Annotated in this window: 12 protein-coding genes; 7 read left to right on the plus strand and 5 right to left on the minus strand. The window is 69.9% G+C overall.

Annotation, left to right across the window (positions count from 1 at the left end):
- Positions 1-31 precede the first annotated feature (31 nt).
- Positions 32-2497 (plus strand): cation-translocating P-type ATPase, encoded by a 2466-nt coding sequence (locus LF63_RS04415; protein ID WP_052394683.1) that lies wholly within the window; start codon positions 32-34, stop codon positions 2495-2497.
- 19 nt (positions 2498-2516) lie between these two features.
- Here LF63_RS04415 and cysK read toward each other — a convergent pair whose 3' ends face one another.
- The 4 genes from cysK to LF63_RS04435 all read right to left on the minus strand — a co-directional run bounded on the left by cysK (position 2517) and on the right by LF63_RS04435 (position 7840).
- On the minus strand, positions 2517-3473 hold the full coding sequence (gene cysK, locus LF63_RS04420) for a cysteine synthase A (protein ID WP_043099910.1): 957 nt from the start codon (positions 3471-3473) through the stop codon (positions 2517-2519).
- A gap of 162 nt (positions 3474-3635) precedes the next feature.
- Complete coding sequence (locus tag LF63_RS04425) at positions 3636-4343, minus strand: phosphoadenylyl-sulfate reductase (protein WP_043099911.1); 708 nt, start codon at positions 4341-4343, stop codon at positions 3636-3638.
- On the minus strand, positions 4340-6031 hold the full coding sequence (cysI, locus tag LF63_RS04430) for an assimilatory sulfite reductase (NADPH) hemoprotein subunit (protein ID WP_043099912.1): 1692 nt from the start codon (positions 6029-6031) through the stop codon (positions 4340-4342). The genes LF63_RS04425 and cysI overlap by 4 nt, the downstream gene beginning before the upstream one ends.
- A gap of 15 nt (positions 6032-6046) precedes the next feature.
- A complete protein-coding gene (locus LF63_RS04435) occupies positions 6047-7840 on the minus strand; it encodes an assimilatory sulfite reductase (NADPH) flavoprotein subunit (RefSeq protein ID WP_043099913.1) in 1794 nt (597 codons plus the stop codon).
- 213 nt (positions 7841-8053) lie between these two features.
- Between LF63_RS04435 and recC the strand changes: the two genes are divergently transcribed.
- From recC to recD, 3 genes are read left to right on the plus strand one after another with little or no spacing between them, the layout of a single operon-like run.
- On the plus strand, positions 8054-11338 hold the full coding sequence (gene recC, locus LF63_RS04440) for an exodeoxyribonuclease V subunit gamma (RefSeq protein WP_052394685.1): 3285 nt from the start codon (positions 8054-8056) through the stop codon (positions 11336-11338).
- A complete protein-coding gene (recB, locus tag LF63_RS04445) occupies positions 11335-14904 on the plus strand; it encodes an exodeoxyribonuclease V subunit beta (protein WP_052394687.1) in 3570 nt (1189 codons plus the stop codon). Before recC ends, recB begins: the two co-directional genes overlap by 4 nt.
- Positions 14901-16751, plus strand: coding sequence for an exodeoxyribonuclease V subunit alpha (recD, locus tag LF63_RS04450; protein WP_043099914.1), 1851 nt, complete (start codon positions 14901-14903; stop codon positions 16749-16751). Before recB ends, recD begins: the two co-directional genes overlap by 4 nt.
- 15 nt (positions 16752-16766) lie before the next feature.
- On the opposite strand, the gene LF63_RS04455 is transcribed toward recD, so the two are convergent.
- Positions 16767-17771, minus strand: a complete 1005-nt coding sequence (locus LF63_RS04455; protein WP_043099915.1) for an NAD-dependent epimerase — start codon at positions 17769-17771, stop codon at positions 16767-16769.
- 279 nt (positions 17772-18050) lie between these two features.
- Between LF63_RS04455 and LF63_RS04460 the strand changes: the two genes are divergently transcribed.
- From LF63_RS04460 to LF63_RS04470, 3 genes are read left to right on the plus strand one after another with little or no spacing between them, the layout of a single operon-like run.
- Entirely contained in the window at positions 18051-19265 is a 1215-nt protein-coding gene (locus LF63_RS04460) for a quaternary amine ABC transporter ATP-binding protein (protein ID WP_043099916.1), read from the plus strand.
- Positions 19262-20113, plus strand: coding sequence for an ABC transporter permease (locus LF63_RS04465; RefSeq protein ID WP_043099917.1), 852 nt, complete (start codon positions 19262-19264; stop codon positions 20111-20113). The genes LF63_RS04460 and LF63_RS04465 overlap by 4 nt, the downstream gene beginning before the upstream one ends.
- A 36-nt stretch (positions 20114-20149) precedes the next feature.
- Positions 20150-21115, plus strand: coding sequence for a glycine betaine ABC transporter substrate-binding protein (locus LF63_RS04470; protein ID WP_043099918.1), 966 nt, complete (start codon positions 20150-20152; stop codon positions 21113-21115).
- Positions 21116-21137 lie beyond the last annotated feature (22 nt).

Genomic DNA, 21137 nt, shown 5'->3' on the forward strand with positions numbered 1-21137 from the left:
TGCGGGCGGCGAAGTCGGTGGAGAGCGGCCTATGAAGCATCGCGTATCGCCTGAGCGCTGGAGTTCGTCGGCGGACCCGTCGCGCGGTTTGGATCGCGCCGAGGTGGAGGCGCGGCGTGCGCGCTTCGGCCGCAACGACATGTTCGCGTCGCGTCGCGCCGGCTGGCGCGAGGTGCTGCGCGACAGCGCGCGCGATCCGATGCCGTGGTTCCTGCTCGGCATCTCGCTGCTGTTCGCCGTGCTCGGCAACCGCACCGAGGCGGTGGTGCTCGGACTGGCACTGCTGCCGATCCTGGGCATGGACGCGTATCTGCATCGACGCAGCCGTGCCAGCGTGGAAGGTCTGGCCAGCCGGCTCGCCATGCGCAGTCGCGTGTGGCGCGACCATCGCCTGGTCGAGGTGGACACGGTCGATCTGGTGCCGGGCGACCTGGTACAGGTGGAGGCGTCCGAATACCTGCCCGCGGACGGCGTGATCGTCGCCGGGGAGCATCTGCAACTCGACGAATCCGCGCTCACCGGCGAATCGCTGCCCTGCCGCAAGCAAGCCTGGACGGGCGAGATGCCCGCGGACGCCGAGATCGAGGATCGGCACTGGGGTGCGGCCGGCACGCGGCTACTGACCGGTTCCCTGCAACTGCGCGTGATCGAGACCGGCGCACGCACGCTGTACGGAGGCATCGTGCGTCTGGCGCAGGCCGGTCCGCAGCAGCGCACGCCGCTGCAGCAGGCGCTGTCGTCGCTGGTGACCGCGCTGCTCGCGGTCGCGGTGCTGATGTGCATGGCGCTGGCGCTGGCGCGCTGGTATCAGGGGCACGGTCTGCTCGACGCGGTGGTCAGTGCGTTGACGCTGGCGGTCGCCGCGCTGCCCGAGGAATTTCCGGTAGTCCTGACCGCCTTCCTCGGCGTGGGCGTGTGGCGACTGGCGCGTCGCGGTGCCTTGGTGCAGCGGGCCGTGGCGGTGGAAAACATCGGCCGCGTCAGTGCGATCTGCACCGACAAGACGGGCACCTTGACCGAGGGACTTCTGCGGCTGCGCACCTTGCAGCCGGCGGCGGACAGCGACGAGGCCGCCTTGCTGCGCGTGGCGGCGCGCGCCAGCCGCGTCGACAGCGCCGACCCCATGGACACGGCCATTCTCGAACGCGCCGGCGGAGTCGACGGCCAACGCGTGGCGACGTTTCCGTTCACCGAGAAAGCGCGCCGGGAGGTGGCGGTCTTCGCGCTCGGCGACGGACGTTTCGAGGCCGTGGCGAAGGGCGCGCCCGAGACCGTGCTGGCGATGTGCACGCTGTCGACGGAAGCGCTCGAAGTCTGGAGCGCACGCGCCGGCGAGTGGGCGGCGCGCGGTTACAAGGTCATCGCCTGCGCCCGGCGCGCGCTGCCAGCCTGGCCTGGCGGGGAGCCCGATCGCGAATATGTGTTCGCCGGTCTGCTGGGCTTCGCCGATCCGCTGCGCGAGGGCGTCGCGGAGGCGGTGGCCGAAACGCGTCAAGCCGGCATCCGCGTGCTCATGATCACCGGCGACCATCCGCTCACGGCGCGCGCGATCGCCGCCGAGGCCGGGCTCGGCGGTGCGGCGCCGACGGTGCGCCTGGGCGAGGATCTGGTGCGCGAGTTGCGCCGGGACGGCGTTGCGGCGCTGTCGGGTCTCGACGCGGTGGCGCGCTGTCTGCCGATGCACAAGCTGGAGATCGTGCGCGCCCTGCAGGCGGAAGGCGAGGTGGTGGCGGTGACCGGCGACGGGGTCAACGACGTACCCGCGCTGCAGGCGGCCGACATCGGCATCGCCATGGGGCGGCGCGGCACGCGCACGGCCTCCGAGGTGGCGCCGGTGGTGCTGCTCGACGACAACTTCGGCACCCTGGTCGAGGCCATCGCCGAGGGCCGTCAGCTTTTCGGCAATCTGAAGCTGAGCTTCGCCTACCTGCTGATGATTCACATGCCGCTGGTGCTGACGGCGGCCTTCGTGCCCTGGTTGGGCTTGCCGCTACTGTATCTGCCGATCCACGTCGTATGGCTGGAGCTGATCATCCATCCGACGGCGCTGCTGGCCTTCCAGCAGTTGCCCGCCCGTGTGCGGCTGCGGCAGGTGCAGAGAACGAGGCGGCTGCGGTTCTTCGGGGCCCGTGAATGGGCGGTGGTGATCGGCGGCGGTCTGGCGCTGACCGCGCTGGTGGGCGTCGGCTACGCCTACAGTCTGGAATCTTCCGGCAGCGCCGTGCACGCGCGCAGCATGGCGCTGCTGGTGCTGATCGTCGCCAGCGTATCGGTGACGCTGGCCCTGGGGCGCGGACGCACCCGAGCCGCCCGCATCGTGCCGCTGGCGGCGCTGGCTTCGGCCGTCGTGCTGCTGACGATCCCTGCGCTGGCGACGACATTGCAGTTGCAGCCGCTGCATGCCGACGACTGGCTACTGGCGCTGACTGGCGGCGTGCTGGTCGGCGCGGTCGCCGCGCTGTTCCATGGGAGCGCCCGCGGCGCGGGCACCTCGTGAGTCGCGGCGACGGTCTGCGTCAATCCAGGCTGGCGAGCCACTCGTCGTCCGAGCCGTCCGGCACGCCCTCGAACAACGGCGTGCTGAGGTAGCGTTCGCCGGTGTCCGGCAGCATCGCCAGGATCGCCGCGCCGGGTTCGGTTTTCTCCGCGGCCTTCAGCGCCGCCGCCAGGGTGCCGCCGGCGGAGATGCCCACGAAGATGCCTTCCTCGCGCGCCAGCCGTCGGGCGGTGGCGATGGCCTCGTCGTCGGTGACGGTGATGTCGTCGTCCGGCACGTCGCGGTTGAGTACCTCGGGCACGAAATCGGGCGTCCAGCCCTGGATCTTGTGCGAATTCCATTCCTTGCCGGCCAGCAACGCGGCGACCGCCGGTTCGGTGGTGACGATGCGCACCTCGGGTCGCGCGGCCTTGAGCATCTCGCCGACGCCGGTCAGCGTGCCGCCGGTACCCCAGCCGCTGACGAACACGTCCAGGCGGCGGTTGGCGAAGTCGCGCAGGATTTCGGCGGCGGTGGTGTTGCGGTGGTAGGACGGGTTGGCCGCATTCTCGAATTGCCGCGCCAGGAACCAGCCGTGCTGCTTGGCCAGGGCTTCGGCCTTTTTCACCATGCCGGTGCCGCGTTCGGCGGCGGGCGTGAGGATGACCTTGGCACCGTAGGCGCGCATCAGCTTGCGGCGCTCAATGGAGAACGAATCGGCCATCACCGCGACGAACGGATAGCCGCGCGCGGCGCAGACCATCGCCAGCGCGATGCCGGTGTTGCCGCTGGTGGCCTCGATGACGGTCTGGCCGGGTTGCAGCGTGCCGCGGCGCTCGGCGTCGAGGATGATGGCCAGGGCGAGGCGGTCCTTGACCGATCCGCCGGGGTTGAAGGATTCGACTTTCACGAACAGTTCGCGGCCTTCGGGCGCCATGCGGTGCAGCCGCACGATGGGCGTGTGGCCGATGGTGTCGAGAATGCTTTCGTGGATCATGGGTGTTCTCCGAACGTGGCAAGGGGCGATCGAGGCGGCCGAAGGGCCGGGACGCATGCAGGAACGTCGGGGGTGGCGGATACCGCCGGACGCCCATTGTGCGCGCTCTTGGCGCGGATGGGCATCGGCCGCGCAGCCGATGTCAGCGCGGGTTCATGCATGTCAAACGTCCAGGTGCAGTCCGCATTCGCGCTTGAGGCCGAAGAAGCGCGTGTCCTCCTCGCGCATGCCCGGCTGCCAGCGGCGGGTGGTGTGCACGTCGCCGATGGAGACGTAACCTTCGTCCCACAGCGGGTGGTAGGGCAGGTCGTGGCGTTGCAGGTACAGACCGACGTCGCGGTCGCTCCAGTCGGCGATGGGGTGCACTTTCCAACGTCCGTTGCGGCGTTCGACGAAGGGCGTATCGGCGCGCGAGTCGGACTGGCTGCGGCGCAGACCGGCAAACCAGGTGCCGGCGTCGAGTTCGGCCAGCATGCGCTGCATCGGTTCGATCTTGGCCAGACGGTTGTAGCGGTCCAGGCCGGCTTCGCCCTGTTCCCACAGTCGCCCGTGGCGCGCTTCCAGCCAGGTTGGCGACAGCGCGGGGCGGGCCACGCGCAGGTTCAGGTCCAGCCGCTCGCGCAGACGGTCGACGAAGGCGTAGGTCTCGGCGAACAGGTAGCCGGTATCGATCAGCACCACCGGTATGCGTGGCCGATGCTGCGTCAGCAGGTGCAGCGAGGCCGCCGCCTGCGCGCCGAAGCTGGACGACAGCACGTGCACGCCGGGCAGGGTGCGTAGCGCCCAGTCGACGCGGGTGTCGGCGTCGCGGTCGCGCAGCCAGGCGTTGAGTCCGGCCAGATCGTCGCGGTCGAGCGCGGGCGCGTTCATGCGATCTGCGCCAGCGGGATGCGCCGCGGCGGCGGTTCGACCACGCCGCTGCGCACCAGGAAGTCGCCGAAGTGCTCGCGATCCATGCGCTCGTCGGCGAAGCGTGCGAACAGCGCGTCGAGCGCATCGAGGATGACGGACTCGTCGACGTTCTCGCGGTGCACCGCGTTCAACCGCTGACCGGCAAAGTCCGCGCCCAGGCGCAGGTCGTAGCGACCCAGCGCGCGGCCGACCAGCGCGATCTCGCCCAGGTACGGCCGCGAGCAGCCGTTGGGGCAGCCGGACAGGCGCAGCAGGATGGGTTCGTCGAGCAGGCCGTGACGGTCCAGCAGCGCCTCGATCTTCGGCAGCAGTTCGGGCAGGTAACGTTCGCTCTCGGCCATCGCCATGGCGCAGGTCGGCAGCGCGACGCAGGCGACGGCGTGGCGACGGATGGCGCTGCCGCGACGGTAGCCGTCGAGGCCGTGCTCGGCGACCAGCGCGTCGATGGCGGCGCGCCGTTCCGGAGCCACGCCGGCGACGATCACGTTCTGGTTGCAGGTCATGCGCAGGTCGCCGTCGTGCACCTCGGCGATGGCGCGCAGGCCGGTCATCAGGCGCGCCTCGCCGCGATCGGCGACGCGGCCGGACTCGATCTGCAGGGTCAGGTGCCAGCGGCCGTCGGCGCCCTCGGTCCAGCCGTAGCGGTCGCCGTTGTGGGTGAACGCGTACGGCCGCGCCGGCTGCAAAGCGAAGCCCAGGCGAGATTCCAATTCGGCCTTGAACCAGTCCAGTCCGCGATCGTCCAGCGTGTACTTGAAACGCGCGTGCTTGCGGTTCGTGCGGTCGCCGAAATCGCGCTGGATGGCGACCGTGTGCCAGGCCGCGTCCAGCAACTGATCGGGCGTGACGAAGCCGATCACGTCGGCCAGTTGCGGGTAGGTGTCGGCGTGGCCGTGGGTCGCGCCCATGCCGCCGCCGACGGCGACGTTGAAGCCGGTCAGCGCGCCGTCCTCGACGATGGCGATCAGGCCGAGGTCCTGCGCGAACACGTCGATGTCGTTGTCCGGCGGCACGGCCAGACCGATCTTGAACTTGCGCGGCAGGTAGGTCTCGCCATACAGCGGTTCGGTCTCCTGCGTGCTGTCGACCTTCTCGCCGTCCAGCCAGATCTCGTGGTACGCGCGGGTGGCCGGCATCAGGTGCTCGGACAGGCGCACGGCCCAGGCATGCGCCTCGGCGTGTGCGGCCGATTCGACCGGATTGGCCGATGCCACCACGTTGCGGTTGACGTCGCCGCACGCGGCCAGAGTGTCCATCAGCGCGGCGTGGATGGCGGCCATGGTCGGCTTGAGTTCGGTCTTGATGACGCCGTGCAGCTGGAAGGTCTGGCGCGTGGTGATGCGCAGCGTGCCGTTGGCGTGTTCGCGGGCGATGGCGTCGAAGGCCAACCACTGCGCCGGCGTCAGCACGCCGCCGGGCAGGCGCGCGCGGATCATGAACTGGTAGTCCGGCTCCAGCTTGCGCTGGCGGCGATCCTCGCGCACGTCGCGGTCGTCCTGCTGGTAGCTGCCGTGGAATTTCAGCAGCAGGTTGGCGTCGTCGCTGATGGCCCCGCTCAGCGGATCGGCCAGGTCCTCGGCGATGCTTCCGCGCAGGTGGCGGCTCTCGCGCTTCAGACGCTCCATGTCGGTCAGGGGTGCGTTCATCGTGGGTGTCCGGATTCAGTAGACGTCGCGGGCGTAGTGGCCGTCGGTCATCAGCTGACGCAGGTGTGCTTCGGCGTCCTCGCGCGAACGGCCGCCATGGACGGCGAGGATGTCGATCAGCGCGGCGTCGACGTCGCGCGCCATGCGCGAGGCGTCGCCGCACACGTACAGGTGCGCGCCGTGCTCGATCCAGTCGCACAGTTCGCGGCCGTGCTCGCGCAGGCGATGCTGCACGTAGACCTTATCGGCCTGGTCGCGCGAGAAGGCCACGTCCAGGCGCTGCAGTGCGCCGCGCTTGCGCGCCGCCTGCCATTCCAGCTGGTAGAGGAAGTCGGTGCGGCGGTGCGGGTTGCCGAAAAACAGCCAGTGGCGGCCGCGCGCGCCCTGCGCCTCGCGCTCCTGCAGGAACGCGCGGAACGGCGCCACGCCGGTGCCGGGGCCGATCATGACGAGGTCCCGGTCGTGGTCGGCGGGCAGCCGGAAACGCGTGTTGGATTCGACGAACACCGGCACCGTGTCGCCTTCGCTGCGGGTGTCGAGGAAGCGCGAGGCCGCGCCCCAGCGATCCTGTTCGCCGTGGCGGTAGCGCACGTTGGCCACGGTCAGGTGCACTTCGTCCTCGACCACGCGCTGGCTCGAAGCAATCGAGTACAGCCGCGGCGCCAGCGGCCTCAGCGCCGCGACCAGCGCGGCGGCGTCCCAGTCGGCGCCGTGGCTGTGCAGCAGGTCGATCAGTTGCCGCGTGTCGAGTAGGCGAGCGAGTTCGTCGCGCGCGCCGGGTTCCAGCAGCGCGTGCAAGTCGCGATGGCCGCCGCGTTTGGCGTGCGCGGACAGGAACGGGCGCGTCAGCACGGTCAGCTCGCAGCGTTCGCCGAGCCAGCGTGACAGCGGCAGACGCTCGTCGCCGTGCTCGACCTCGGCGTCGCCGTCGAGACGAAGCGTGGCGAGTACGGCGTCGACCAGACGCGCGTCCTGCGTTGGCCACACGCCCAGAGCGTCGCCGGGCTCATAGTGCAGGCCGCTGCCTTCCAGCGACAGTTCGATGTGGCGCACATCCTTGCCGCTGTCGCGGGCGACGATGGGCTGGTTGAGCAGCACTTCGGCGGCGAAGGGCTTCTCGCGCGACCAGCCGGCCGCGCGCGGACGCAGCGGCGTGACGGTGGCGCGTGGCGCAGCGCGCTCGCCGAGGGTGTCGCGCGCCGTGTCGAGTGCGGCTTGTTGCCAGGGCGCGGCGACGGTCTCGATGTCGACGTCGGCGTCGGCGCACGGATGCAGGCGCGTGGCGCCGAGTTCGGCCAGGCGCGCGTCGAGGCGTCGGCCGATGGCGCAGAAGTCCGGATAGCTGGAGTCGCCGAGACCGAGCACGGCGAAGCGCAGGTCGGGCAGTTTCGGCGCGCGGCGGCTGTCGAGAAAGGCGATCAGGTCGCGGGCGTCGTCCGGCGGTTCGCCTTCGCCCTGGGTGCTGACGATCACGTACAGCAGGCGCTCGCGCTTGAGTTCGCGTTGCGGATAGACGTCGGCGCGCAGCAGACGCACCGGCAGTCCCTGTCGTTCGACGCTGTCGGCAAGCTGCCGTGCGATGCGTTCGGCGTTGCCGGTCTGGCTGCCGTAGACGATGGTCAGACGCTCGCTGTCCGAGCCGACTGCCGGGGCGGAAGGATTCGCCTGCGGTGCGCCATGCAGCAGCGCGGCCGCACCGGCCATGTAACCGGACAACCATTGCAGGGTTTCGGGACGAAGACCTTCCACCAGTTGGGAAACGAGGGCGGCCTTGTCGTCGGGGAGCGGCGTGGGCGTGAGCGCAGACATGATCGTGTTTGGACGTCCGAATGTCCGGGTGGCGGAAAGTCTGCATCGTAGGCGCGCGGTCGGGTGCGGCGGAAAGGAGCAGCGGGCATGCCGGTATGCGTTTGGGGCATGTGCTCCGATGTGCCCGGTCGCATCCCGCGAGACGCCGCGAAGGCGGGCGGATGGGATAGGCTTTGGCAGGTTGCCGCGAGTTGTCAGGACCGACGCCCACGCATGTTCCACCTGCATTACGACACCCGCCTGGACGATCTGGCCGACACGCTGGCCGATCTGCTTGCGCGCCGCGATCCGGCGCAGCTGCTGCAACCGCAGACCGTGCTGGTGCCGCAGCGCGGGCTGCAACGCTGGCTGGTGCAGCGGCTGGCGCAACGGCACGGCATTGCCGCCAACCTGGAATTCATCGAGCCGGCCAAGCTGGTGTGGCGTCTGCTGCGCGCGGAGGACGCGAATCTGCCGTCCGTGTCGACCTTCGACCGCGAGGTGCTGCGCTGGCGCATTCTCGGCTGGCTGCGCGATCCGGCCGCGCCGACCGCCGTGCGTGGCCTGCTTGGCGAAAGCGATGATGACCTGCGCGGCTTCGAGCTGTCCGGTCATCTGGCGCAGCTGTACGAGCGCTACCAGGGCTATCGACGAGACCTGCTGGAGGCCTGGGCGCGCGGCGAGGAGCGCGACGATCCGCAGGCCGAACTCTGGCGCTGCCTGACGCGCGACGACGCCACCTCGCGCAGCCATCTGCTCGGCGACTTCCTGACGCGGCATGCGCGTGCGGACGCGCCCGCGCCGGCCGGGTTGCCGGCGCGGCTGTTCGCGTTCGGCATCATCAATGTGTCGCCGGATGTGCTGCGCGTGCTCGGCGTGCTGGGCCGCCACTGCGAGCTGCACTTCTTCATGCCGACCCCGTGCCGCGAATACTGGGGCGATCTGCCGGATCGCCGCGCCTGCGCGTCGCGGCTGGAAGCGGGTGAGAGCCTGTTCGCCGAACCGGACAATCGGCTGCTGGTGTCGCTGGGCGGCGTGGGTCGCGATTTCGTGGCCCAGCTGTTTTCCTACGAACACGTGCAGCCCGACGTCGAAACGCTGGCGGACGACGACGATCTGCCACGCGACACGCTGTTGCAGCGCGTGCAGGCCGACGTGATCGTGCTGCAGGCGCCGGATCCGGCCGCGCGGCGCGATGCGCCCGATCCGGCGGATCGCTCGCTGCAGGTGCATGTGTGCCACTCGCCGTTGCGCGAAGTGCAGGTGCTGCACGACCAGTTGCTCGACCGGCTGCAGCGCGACCCGGACCTGCAACCGCGCGACATCGCGGTGATGGTGCCCGATCTGGCGCGCTACGCGCCGTGCGTCGAGGCGGTGTTCGGCGCGCTGTCGCCGGACGATCCGCGACGCATTCCGTGGACCGTGGCGGATCGCTCGATGGCCGACACGCACGCGCTGATCGGTCTGTTCCAGCGTCTGCTGGAGTTGCCGGCCTCGCGCCTGACGGCGGTCGAGGTGCTGGACGTGCTCGCCGTGCCGGCGGTGCTGCGTGGCTTCGGTCTGGACGAGGACGTGCTGGAGACGCTCGCCGCGTGGACGCAGGATGCCGGCATCCGCTGGGGCGAGGACGCGGACGACCGCGCCGCGCACGGCGTGCCGGCGTTCGAGGAATACAGCTGGCGCTTCGGCCGTCGTCGCCTGCTGCTGGGCTACATGAGCGGCGACGCGGCGCATGACGCGCTATTGCATGGCGTCGCGCCGCTGACCGACATCGAGGGCGGCGACAGCGCGGCGCTGGGCGCGCTGTTCGCGGTGCAGCGCCTGCTGCGCGATCTGCGCGAGGCGCAGCGTCGTCCGCAGACCGCGTCGGACTGGCAGGCCCTGCTCAATGGCGCACTCGACCGACTGGTGCCGTCGCCTGAAGGACGCGACGAGGAGCGCGCGCTGGAAGCGGTGCGCGGGGCCTTGCGGGCGCTGGCCGAACACAGCGCCGCCGCGGGCTACGCGCGTGCGCTGGACTGGCGCACGGTGCGCGCCTTCGTGCAGGAGCAGTGGCGCGACAACACGCCCCAGCAGCGCTTTCTGGCCGGCGGCGTCAGCGTCTGCGGCCTGGTGCCGCTGCGCAACGTGCCGTTCAAGCTGATCTGCGTGCTGGGCATGGATGCCGAGGCGTTCCCGCGCCGCGATCCGGCCGACGCGATGAACCGCATGCTGGCGGGACGGCGGCTGCCCGGCGACCGCTCGGTGCGCGAGGACGACCGCTACCTGTTCCTGCAGACCCTGATGGCGGCGCAGCGCCAGCTCTACCTCAGCTACACCGGCGTCGACCTGCGCAAGGGCACGCCGATCGAACCGTCGGTGGTGCTCAGCGAACTGCTCGATCACGTCTGCGAGGGCTATTTCGTCGATGCCGGCGCCGCGTGTCAGGCGCTGGTCACGCGGCACCCGATGCAGACCTTCTCGACGCGGCTGTTCATGGCCGACGACGCGGCGGCGCGCGATCCGAACGTGTTCACCTACCGCAGCGAATGGCTGGACGCGGCGCAGCCCGGTCCGCGCGACGCGGCGACGAGCGTCTTCGCCGACGTCCCCTGGCTGGTGGACGAGGACGAACCGACGGTCGAGCTGGCCGAACTGCAGCGGTTCTTCCGCAATCCGGCCGAAGCGTTCCTGCGCGGTCGGGCCGGCATCGTGCTGGCGGACGATCTGGCGAGCGTGGACGAGCGCGAGCCGTTGACGCTCGAACCCTTGCAGCGACATCGCCTCGATCGCGTGCTGGCCGACGACATGAGCGTGATGGCACCGGAGCAACGGCTGAACGCGCTGCGTGCGCGGGCGCTGCTGCCGCCGTTGTCCTGGGGCGAAGCGGCCTACCGCGAAACCATGCAGACGCTGGGGCCGGGGCTGCGCGACTGGCAGGCCTGGCGACAGGCGCATCCGCCGCAACCGGGTCTGCGCTTCCGGCTCGATCTGGGCGAGAGCGGCGTGCTGGCCGGCGTGCTCGGGGGGCTGCACGATGGCGGATACGGAGTCTGGATCGGTAGTGCGCACAGCCCGTCGGGCTGGATGCAGTGGTGGCTGGGCGCGCTGGTCGCGCGGGCGCTGGAGGCGGCGCCGGACGCGCTGGCCTGGGGTCGCGACAGCGACCGTTTCGACTGGCGGCTGCCGTGGCGACCGCGTCTGCCGGATGCGGCGCAGGCGCGTGCGCTGCTCGCGGAGTGTCTGGCGATTTATCGCGAAGGTCGGCGCGAGGCGTTGCCGATTCCGTTGCGGACCGCGTTCGCCTGGGCCGGCAAGCATGTCGAGGACGATGCGCTCGAACCGGCGCGGCAGGCCGCGCAGCGCGCCTGGCTCGGCGGCTACCAGGGCTATGCCGAATCGACCGATGCGTGGTTCGCGCTGGCGCTGCGCGGTCAGGCGCTGTTCGACGAAGGCCCGCTGCAGCAGCGCTTCGAGTCGCTCGTCGCGCGCGTGCACATGCCCTTGTGCCGCGCCCTGAAGGACGGAGGCGCGCCGTGAGCGGAAACGCCAAGCAGCACACCTTCGACACGGACATGGCGTTGCGCGTGCCGCTCGACGGCGTGCAGCAGATCGAGGCCAGCGCCGGCACCGGCAAGACCTACACCATCGCCGGTCTGTACGCGCGGCTGGTGGTCGAGAAGCAGCTGCAGACGCGACAGATCCTGGTGATGACCTTCACCAAGGCGGCCACCGAAGAACTGCGTCAGCGCCTGCGTCAACGCCTGGCCGTGTGCGCGCAGGTGGCGTCGCTGCCGGCGTTCGGCATCGACGCGGAGCCGTCCGAACCGCTGCGGGACGAGCAAGCCTGGGCCTGGACCCTGCTGACGCGGACCCTGGCGCATGGCGAGGAGACCGCCGCCTCGATGGCGCGTCGTCTGCGCGAAGCGGTCACGCGCATGGACGAAGCGGCGATCTTCACCATCCACGGTTTCTGTCAGCGCGTACTCGGCGAGCATGCATCGCTGATCGATGGCGTCAGCGAGACGCGGGTGCTGGAACCGTCCGACGACGATCTGCTGGCGTCGTTCGCCGCCGATGCCTGGCTGCGCTGGGGCGATCACGAGGACGCCGCCGCACGCGACGCCCTGCGCCTGCTCGGCGCGACGCCCGAGGCGCTGGCGAAGACGCTGCAGCGTCTGGTCGAATTCCACGGGCGCATCGAACCGTTGCCCATCGCCGAAGACGCGGTGACGAGGCTGGCGCCGGATGCATTGGAGGCCGCGCAGGCGACGCTGCGTCAGCGCTGGATCGAATCCGGCGAAGACGCCATCGGCGTGTTCCGCGCGGCGCTGGACGCGGGTCATCTGAACGCGCGCAGCTACAAGCCCGACAGCCTCGACGCGCTGCGGGACCTGGCGCGCCAGCTCGCCGGCGGCGGCTGGCCGTCGACGAAGCTGCTGGAGAAATTCGCCGGCGAGAAGATCGCCGGCGCGGTGAAGAAGAACATGCCGCCGTTCGAGGGCCACGCCGCATTCGCCGCCATCGACGAATGGCTGCGTGTCGAGCAGGCGCGGACGGCGCAGGTGCAGGCCCAGGTGCCGCGCGTGCTGCACGCGGTGCTCGATGAGGCGCGCACCTGGCTGGCGACGCGCAAGCGCGATCTGTCGCGCCTGTCCTACGCCGACCAGATCGAATGGGTGCATCGCGGCCTGGACGACCGCGCGCGCGGCGCGCGTCTGCGGCAGGCGCTGCAGGCGCAGTATCCGGTCGCGCTGGTCGACGAATTCCAGGACACCGATGCGCGCCAGTTCGACATCTTCCGTCGCCTGTACGCCGAGTCCGGCACGCTGTTCTGCATCGGCGATCCCAAGCAGGCCATCTACGGATTCCGCGGCGGCGACGTGCATGCGTACCTGCGCGCCAAGCGGATGGCCGCGGCGCACTGGTCGCTGGATCGCAACTTCCGCTCGGCCCCCGGGCTGCTGACGGCGCATGCCGCGCTGTTCGGCGCGCGTGAGGATGTGTTCGTCGAGAACGGCATCGCGTTCGATCCGGTCGCGCCGGGCGGTCGCGTTGCGGACGGCCTCTTGCGGAATCAGGAACAGCCCGTGCCGCCGCTGACGCTGTGGCGGCTGCCGGCCGAGAAGTCGCCCAGCGGTGCGGATGCGCTGGACGCGGCGCTGGCGGATTGCTGCGCCAGCGTCATCGCGCAGGCGCTGGCAGCGGACGGCATGCGGCTCGACGGCCATCCGCTGCAGCCGGGCAGCATCGCCGTGCTGGTCGACGCCAACCGGCAGGCGATGCGCATGCAGGACGCGCTGGCCGCACGCGGCGTGCCGGCGGTGTGCCTGCGACGCGAAAGCGTGTTCGCCACGCAGCAAGCCGTCGAACTGTGCCGCGTGCTCGACGCCTTGCTGGCGCCGCGTCATGCGGGGCTGGCGCGCGCGGCGCTGAGCACGCACCTGCTCGGTCGTACGCTCAGCGACTTGCAGACCATGCACGATCACGACGCCGCCTGGCGCGACGAACTCGACGATCTGCGCACGCGCTGGCACGAGCGCGGCGTGCTGGCGATGCTGGAACGTCTCGGCGAACGTCATGCGCGGCGACTGCTGGCCGAACGCGATGGCGAGCGCTGCCTGAGCAACCTGATGCAGCTGGGCGACGCCATGCAGGCCGAGGCGCGCCGGCTGTCCAGCACGCATGCCCAGCGCGACTGGCTGGCGCGGCGCATGGCCCTGGCCGACGCCGACAACGAAGACGAGCAACTGCGCCTGGAAAGCGACGCCGAACGCGTGCAGATCATGACCATCCACGCCAGCAAGGGCCTGGAGTTCGATCTGGTGTTCATGCCGTTCGCTGCACTGATGCAGGCGCGCGTACCGAAGAAGGGCGGCTTCGCCCGCTACCACGAGGGCGATGCGCTGGTGCAGCGCTTCATCGCCAGCGCTTCGGGCGGGCGCGATGCCGATGACGATGCGGCGATGGCCGCGGCGCAGCGCGAGGAACTGGCCGAAGGCGTGCGCAAGCTCTACGTCGGCGTCACGCGTGCGCGCCATGCCTGCTGGCTGAGCATCGATGCGCCGGAGAAGAAATTCGCCGGACGCGTGCTCGACTGGGTGCTGCCGGACGGCACGGACGCCCTGCTGCAGAACGCGCAAGGCCATGCGGTCGAGTGCGCGCTTCCGGAGCCGGTGGCGAGCGCGCGTCCCGCCGTTGCGGCCGCCGCGAATCTGCGCGCGCGTCGGTTCGAGCGCGCGCTGGATCGCGACTGGCGCAGCCACAGTTTCACGCGTCTGGCCGAGGGCGGGCATGCCGATGGCTTCGGCCACGCGCCGCTCGTTCCGCCGGACGTCGAGGACGCGCGCGTGCCGGCGCTGGCGACCGGACTGCACGGCAGCCGTTTCGGCAGCGCCGTGCACGACATCCTCGAACACATCGATTTCGCCGCCTGGGGCGATGCGGACGCCGCGCTGCCCGAAGCGGAGCGCGAGATCGTCGCGCGCGCGCTGGCGGCGGAAGGGTTCACCACGCCGGCGGCGCAGCGCACGGTGATCGGACTGCTGCAGCGCACCCTGCGTACGCCGATCGTCGACGATCTCTGTCTGGCCGCGCTGCCGCCATCCGAACGCCGCGCCGAGATGGCCTTCGACTTCGGCATCTCCGGCGTCGATCCGCGCGAACTGCTGGCGCTGCTGCACGCGCACGGTTACCAGCTGCAGCGCGAACAGTTTGCCCATGTCGGCACGCGTCTGGCCGGCCTGATGAACGGCCTGATCGACCTGGTGTTCGTGCACGACGGGCGCTGGTGGATCGCCGACTACAAGACCAACCATCTCGGCGAACGCGTCGCGGATTACGCGCCGGAAGCCATGCATCAGGCGGTGCGCGACAGCGACTACGACCTGCAGTACCTGATCTACACCGTGGCCCTGCACCGCTGGCTGACCCAGGTGCGCGGCGACGCCTACGACTACGCGCGCGATTTCGGCGGCGTGCGCTACCTGTTCCTGCGCGGCATGGGCGTGGGGCCGCGCGATCATGGTGTCTACGCGGATCGTCCCGCGCCGGAACTGGTGCAGGCGATGGATGCCCTGCTGCGCGCGCCCGGAGGTGCGGCATGAGCGCGCGCGAGGAACTGCTGATGCGGCTGCACGAGCGCGGCGCGCTGCGTCCGCTCGACGTCGAGATCGGGCGCTGTCTGCTGGATCTGGACCCGCAGATCGATCCGGCGCTGGGCTTGCTGGCGGCGGCGGCATCGCGGGCGGTCGCACAGGGGCATAGTTGCCTGCCGCTGGCGCAGCTCGCCGACGTGCTGGCCGAAACCGGCGCCGAGGACGCGCCGCTACCGACGTTGCCGGACCTCGTCACGCTGCAGGCTGCGCTGCGCGACAGCCGCTGGGCCGCGCCGGCGGCCGATGCGGCGGTGGCGCCGCTGCTGTATGACGACGAGCGCGTCTGGCTGGGCCGCTATTTCCATCACGAGGGCGCGGTCGCGCGGGTGCTGCGCGGCTTGTTGGCGCAGACGCCGCAGAGCGTGGAGCCGCAGGCGCTGCGCGCGGCATTGACTCCGTTCTTCAGCTTCGACGCCGAGCTGCCGGACCGTCAGGCGCTGGCAGCGCTGACCGGTCTGGTCTCGCCGCTCACCGTCATCACCGGCGGGCCGGGCACCGGCAAGACCACCACCGTGTTGTGGCTGCTGGCGGCGTGGACCGGCCTGCGCCTGGCGGCCGGCGAGCCCGCGCCGCGCATCCATCTGGCCGCGCCGACCGGCAAGGCGGCGGCGCGGCTCAGCGAGTCGTTGCGCGAGCGCGTGGCCGGACTGCCGATCGAACCGGCGGTGCGCGCGGCGTTGCCGACCTCTGCCTCGACCTTGCACCGCCTGCTCGGCGTGCGTCGCGGCAGCACCCGTTTCCGGCATCACGCCGGCTATCCGCTGGACACCGATATGGTGGTGGTGGATGAGGTGTCGATGGTCGATCTGCCGCTGATGGCGCGCCTGCTGGATGCACTGCCGGAGGGCGCACGCCTGGTGCTGCTGGGCGACCGCGATCAGTTGGCTTCGGTCGAGGCCGGCAACGTGCTGGCCGCGGTGTGCGCGGCGGCGGGCGAGGGTGCGGTGTCGCCGGCGCGCGCGCAACTGATCGAGGCAGTGACGGGCGCGGCGGTCGAGGCCAGCGCGGACGCGCCGCCGTTCGCCGACGCCGTGGTGGAACTGCATCGGTCCCACCGCTTCGACGGCGACAGCGGGCTGGGGCAAGTGGCCGCGCTGATCCGCGCCGGCGACGGCGATGCGCTGTGCCGAGGGCTGGATGCCGAGGCATTCGCGCAAGTGCGTCTGGATGCCGAGGCTGCGCAGCGTCCGCTCGATGCGCTGGTCGATCGGCATCTTCCAGACGCGCTGGTCCTGGCAGCCTGCCGTGATCCGGTCGAGGCGCTGACGCTGGCGTCGCGTCAGCGTGTGCTGACGGCGATGCGCGACGGCGCATGGGGCAGTCAGGCCATCAACGCGGCTTTCGAGCAGGTGCTGCGGCAACGCACGGGCACGGCGGCCGAGCAGCGTTGGTACCCCGGACGGCTGCTGCTGGTGACGCGCAACGACTACGGCACGGAGTTGTTCAATGGCGACGTCGGTGTGGTGCTGGCCGATGCGGACGGCGTGCTGCGCGCGTGGTTCCCGGCCGCCGACGGCAGCGTGCGCAGGCTGGCGCTGGCCGCGCTGCCGGAGTGCGAGAGCGCCTACGCCATGACCATCCACAAGAGTCAGGGCTCGGAATTCGACGCCGTGGACATCGTGCTGCCGCCGCACGACACGCGCGTGCTCGGCCGCGAGCTGCTGTACACGGCGGTCACGCGCGCGCGCCGCGAGGTGACGCTGATCGCCACGCCGGACACCCTGCAGCGCACCGTCGCGCGCAGCACGCGCCGTTTCAGCGGATTGGCCGAGCGGCTGGGCGCGCCGCTGGATTGAGTCCGTGCGCGGACGTCAGCCGTAGTAGCCGCGGTACCACGCCACGAAGCGTTCGACGCCGGTCTCGATCGGCGTCGACGGCGCGTAGCCGACGTCGCGCCGCAGCGCCTCGACGTCGGCCCAGGTGTCGGCCACGTCGCCGGGCTGCATCGGCAGCAGGTTCTTGTTCGCTTCGCGACCCAGGTGCTGTTCCAGCAGCTCGATGAAGCGCAGCAGCTGCACTGGCTTGCCGTGGCCGATGTTGTACAGCCGCCACGGCGCGCTGGAGCGGTCGCTGACTGGATGCTCCGGGTCGTAGTCGGGATCGGGTTGCGCCGGGTGATCGAGGCAGCGGATCACGCCCTCGACGATGTCGTCGATGTAGGTGAAGTCGCGGCTGTGGTGGCCGTGGTTGAACACGTCGATGGTCTCGCCGCGCAGGATGCGCTCGGCGAACAGCATCGGCGACATGTCCGGACGTCCCCACGGGCCGTACACGGTGAAGAAGCGCAGGCCGGTGGTCGGCAGGCGGTACAGGTGGCTGTAGGTGTGCGCCATCAGCTCGTCGGCGCGCTTGGTGGCCGCGTACAGACTGACCGGGTGATCGACGGCGTGGCGGGTCGAGAACGGCATCGTGCGGTTGTCGCCGTAGACCGAGCTGGACGAGGCGTAGACCAGATGCTCGACGTCGCCGTGGCGGCAGGCTTCGAGCACGTTGACGAAGCCGACCACGTTGCTCTGCACGTAGGCGTGCGGATTCTTCAGCGAGTAGCGCACGCCGGCCTGCGCGGCCAGGTGCGCCACGCGCTGCGGACGGAAACCGTCGAAGGCGTCCTGCACCGCGGCCAGGTCGGCCAGGTCGATGCGCCGATGCTGGTAGCGCGGATGTTCGCCAAAGCGGTCCAGGCGCGCCTGCTTCAGCGCCGGATCGTAGTAGTCGTTGTGGTTGTCGATCCCGAGCACGTCGTCGCCGCGCGCCAGCAGGGCCTCGGCCAGCGCCGCACCGATGAAGCCCGCCGTGCCGGTCACCAGAATCCGCATCGTTGAGGGTCCAGAGTCGTCGATCAGTGCACCTATTCTAGCGTCTATCGTCGCGAGCCACGCCTTCATGCGCGCGATGGCTGTGGCGGCATTGGAGCGTGAGCTGAAGCGACATTCGCGGGCCGTCAAGGTTGTGGCGGCCTGGCGGAGGTACTACGGTGGGTCATCCCACAAACGAGCCGGCCAGTCGTGCGGCGTCTGTTGCGGTCGTTGTTTTCTGCGGTCCTAGGCGGTGTACCGACTCGGACGTGCTCCGTCCAGCGGAAGGGGCAGCAGACGATGACCAAAATCCGGGTGGAGAAGCTCACCAAGATCTTCGGGCCGCATCCCGAGCAGGGATTGCGCATGCTCGACGAGGGCAAGAGCAACGCCGAGATTCGCGAGACCGGCCAGGCAGTCGGCATTGCCGACGTGTCCTTCGAGGTACAGGAGGGCGAGTTCCTGGTGGTGATGGGGCTCAGCGGCAGCGGCAAGTCGACGCTGATCCGCTGCCTGAACCGCCTCAACGAGCCCACGCGCGGGCACATCTTCATCGACGGCGACGACATCACGCGGTTCGATCGCGAGCACTTGCTCAAGCTGCGTCAGACCAAGATCAGCATGGTGTTCCAGCATTTCGCGCTGTTCCCGCACCGCACGGTGGTGGACAACGCAGCCTACGGTCTGGAGATTCAGGGCATCGATCCCGATGAGCGCCGTCGCCGCGCCAACGAGGCGCTGGAACTGGTCGGTCTGAAGGGCTGGGCCGATGCCTATCCGGGCCAGCTCAGCGGCGGCATGCAGCAGCGCGTCGGGCTGGCGCGCGCGCTGGCCGTGGAGCCCGACATCCTGCTGATGGACGAAGCCTTCAGCGCGCTCGATCCGCTGATCCGGCGCGACATGCAGCACGAGATGATGCAGCTTCAGCAGCGCGTGAAGAAGACCATCGTGTTCATCACGCATGATCTGGACGAGGCGCTGCAGGTCGGCGATCGCATCGTGCTGATGAAGGACGGCCGGGTGGTGCAGATCGGCACGCCCGAGGACATCCTCAATAATCCCGCCAATGCCTACGTCGAGCGCTTCGTCGAGAACGTCGACATGTCGCGGGTGCTGACCGCGCAGTCGGTGCTGCAGCGTGCGCGCGTGCTGGCGTTCCCGAACGACGGGCCGCGCACGGTGCTGCGCAAGATGGCCGACGAGAACTACGCCAGCCTGCTGGTGGTGAACCGCGATTACACCCTGATCGGCTCGATCAGCGCCGAAGCCGCCAGTCAGGCGGTGAAGGACGGCGTCGAGACCATCGGCGCCCTGGTCGAGGAAACGCCCTCGGTGCCGCCCACCGAGCCGCTGATGAGCGTGATCGGCATTCTGGCCGACTGGCGCTGGCTGCTGCCCGTCATCGACGAGAACAATAAGGTGCTCGGCGTGGTGACCCGCGCGGCGGTGCTGACCGCGCTGGCCGAGAACAACGACACCTCCGTTTCGGATGCGGAAAGGAGCGACGCGGCATGATTCCCTCGATTCCCAAGTTTCCTCTCGCGCACGGCATCGATGTCGCCCTCGACTGGCTGACGCAGCATTTTTCGTGGCTGACGCAGGCGCTCAGTCACGCCATCTCGGCGGTCATCGACGCCATCGTCAGCGGCCTGCTGTTCGTGCCGCCGTGGCTGCTGATCCTCATCGTCGCGGCCGTCGGCTGGCGTGTCGCCGGGCGGCGCGTCGGCATCCTGACCCTGGCGGGGTTGCTGTTCCTGTGGAATCTCCGCCTGTGGCAGCCGACGGTGGAGACCTTCACCCTGGTGCTGATCTCGACCCTGATCGCGGTCGCCATCGGTTTGCCGCTGGGCATCGCCGCGGCGCTGAGCAAGCGCACGTCGAGGATCGTGATGCCGGTGCTGGACTTCATGCAGACCATGCCGGCCTTCGTCTATCTGATCCCCGCCATTCCGTTCTTCGGCCTCGGCGCGGTCTCGGCCAGCGTGGCCACGGTGATCTTCTCCACGCCGCCGACCATCCGCCTGACCGCGCTCGGCATCCGTCAGGTGCCGGCCGACCTGATCGAGGCGGCCGACGCCTTCGGCTCCACGCGCAAGCAGAAGCTGTTCAAGGTGCAGCTGCCAATGGCGGTGCCGACCATCATGGCCGGCGTCAACCAGACCATCATGCTGGCGCTGTCGATGGTGGTGATCGCGGCCATGATCGGCGCCGGCGGACTTGGCGGCGAAGTCTGGCAGGCGATTCAGCGTCTGGAGCCCGGCAAGGGCTTCGAGTCCGGCATCGCGATCGTGATCCTGGCCATGATCCTCGACCGCATCACGCAGCGCGTCGGCCGCAGTTCCAAGGTGGCGAGCGCGCACTGATTCACGTTTTTCCCCCTGAAGCCAAGGAGCGATTCCATGAACCGCACCCCATCCCTACGCACTACCTGCGCTATGGCGGTTGCCGCATTGGCGCTGGCCGCCTGTTCCAACAACGGCGGCTCGTCGAGCGATCACGCCGGCGCATCGTCTTCGTCCGCGGCCACGGCGAGCGCCAAGCCGGCGGCGTCCGGCGGGCACGTCAAGCTGGCCTACGTCGAGTGGTCCAGCTGCACCGCCGCGACCAACGTGGTGAAAGCCGCGCTGGAGCAGAAGGGCTACACGGTGGACGCCGTGTCGGTCAGCGGCGCGGCCATGTATTCGGCCATCGCCAATGGCGACGCCGACGCCACCGTGTGTGCCTGGCTGCCGACCACACAGGCCAACTACTACGCCAAGACCAAGGATCGTCTGGACAATCTCGGTCCGAACATGCAGGGCACCAAGCTCGGTCTGGTGGTGCCGGATTACGTCAGCATCGACAGCATCGAGCAGCTCAAGGCGAATGCCGACAAGTTCGACGACCGCATCGTCGGCATCGATCCCGGCGCGGGCGAGATGGATCTGACGCAGAAGGTGATCAAGCAGTACGGCCTGCCGCTGAAGCTGGTGGCCGGTAGCGGCGCGACCATGACCGCCGCGCTGAAGAGCGCCATCGACGAGCACAAGTGGATCGTCGTGACCGGCTGGACGCCGCACTGGATGTGGGCGCGCTGGAAGCTGAAGTATCTGGCCGATCCGAAGAACATCTATGGCGACGCCGAGAGCATCGACACCCTGGCGCGCAAGGGGCTGCAGACCAGCGATCCGGGCGCCTACGCCATCCTCGACGGTTTTCACTGGACGGCCGGCGACATGCAGCAAGTCATGGCTGCCGCGCGCGAGCCGGGCAGCGATCCGGCATCGGCCGCCAAACAGTGGGTCGCCGCGCATCCCGACAAGGTAGACGCCTGGACCGGCAGCGCCGACACCAAGGGCATGGCCGACACCGGCACGGCCCAGTGAGATCGGGTTGACCCGAGCGCCG

This window comes from Oleiagrimonas soli (genome assembly GCF_000761445.1).
In the GTDB taxonomy this organism is placed as follows: Bacteria; Pseudomonadota; Gammaproteobacteria; order Xanthomonadales; family Rhodanobacteraceae; genus Oleiagrimonas; species Oleiagrimonas soli.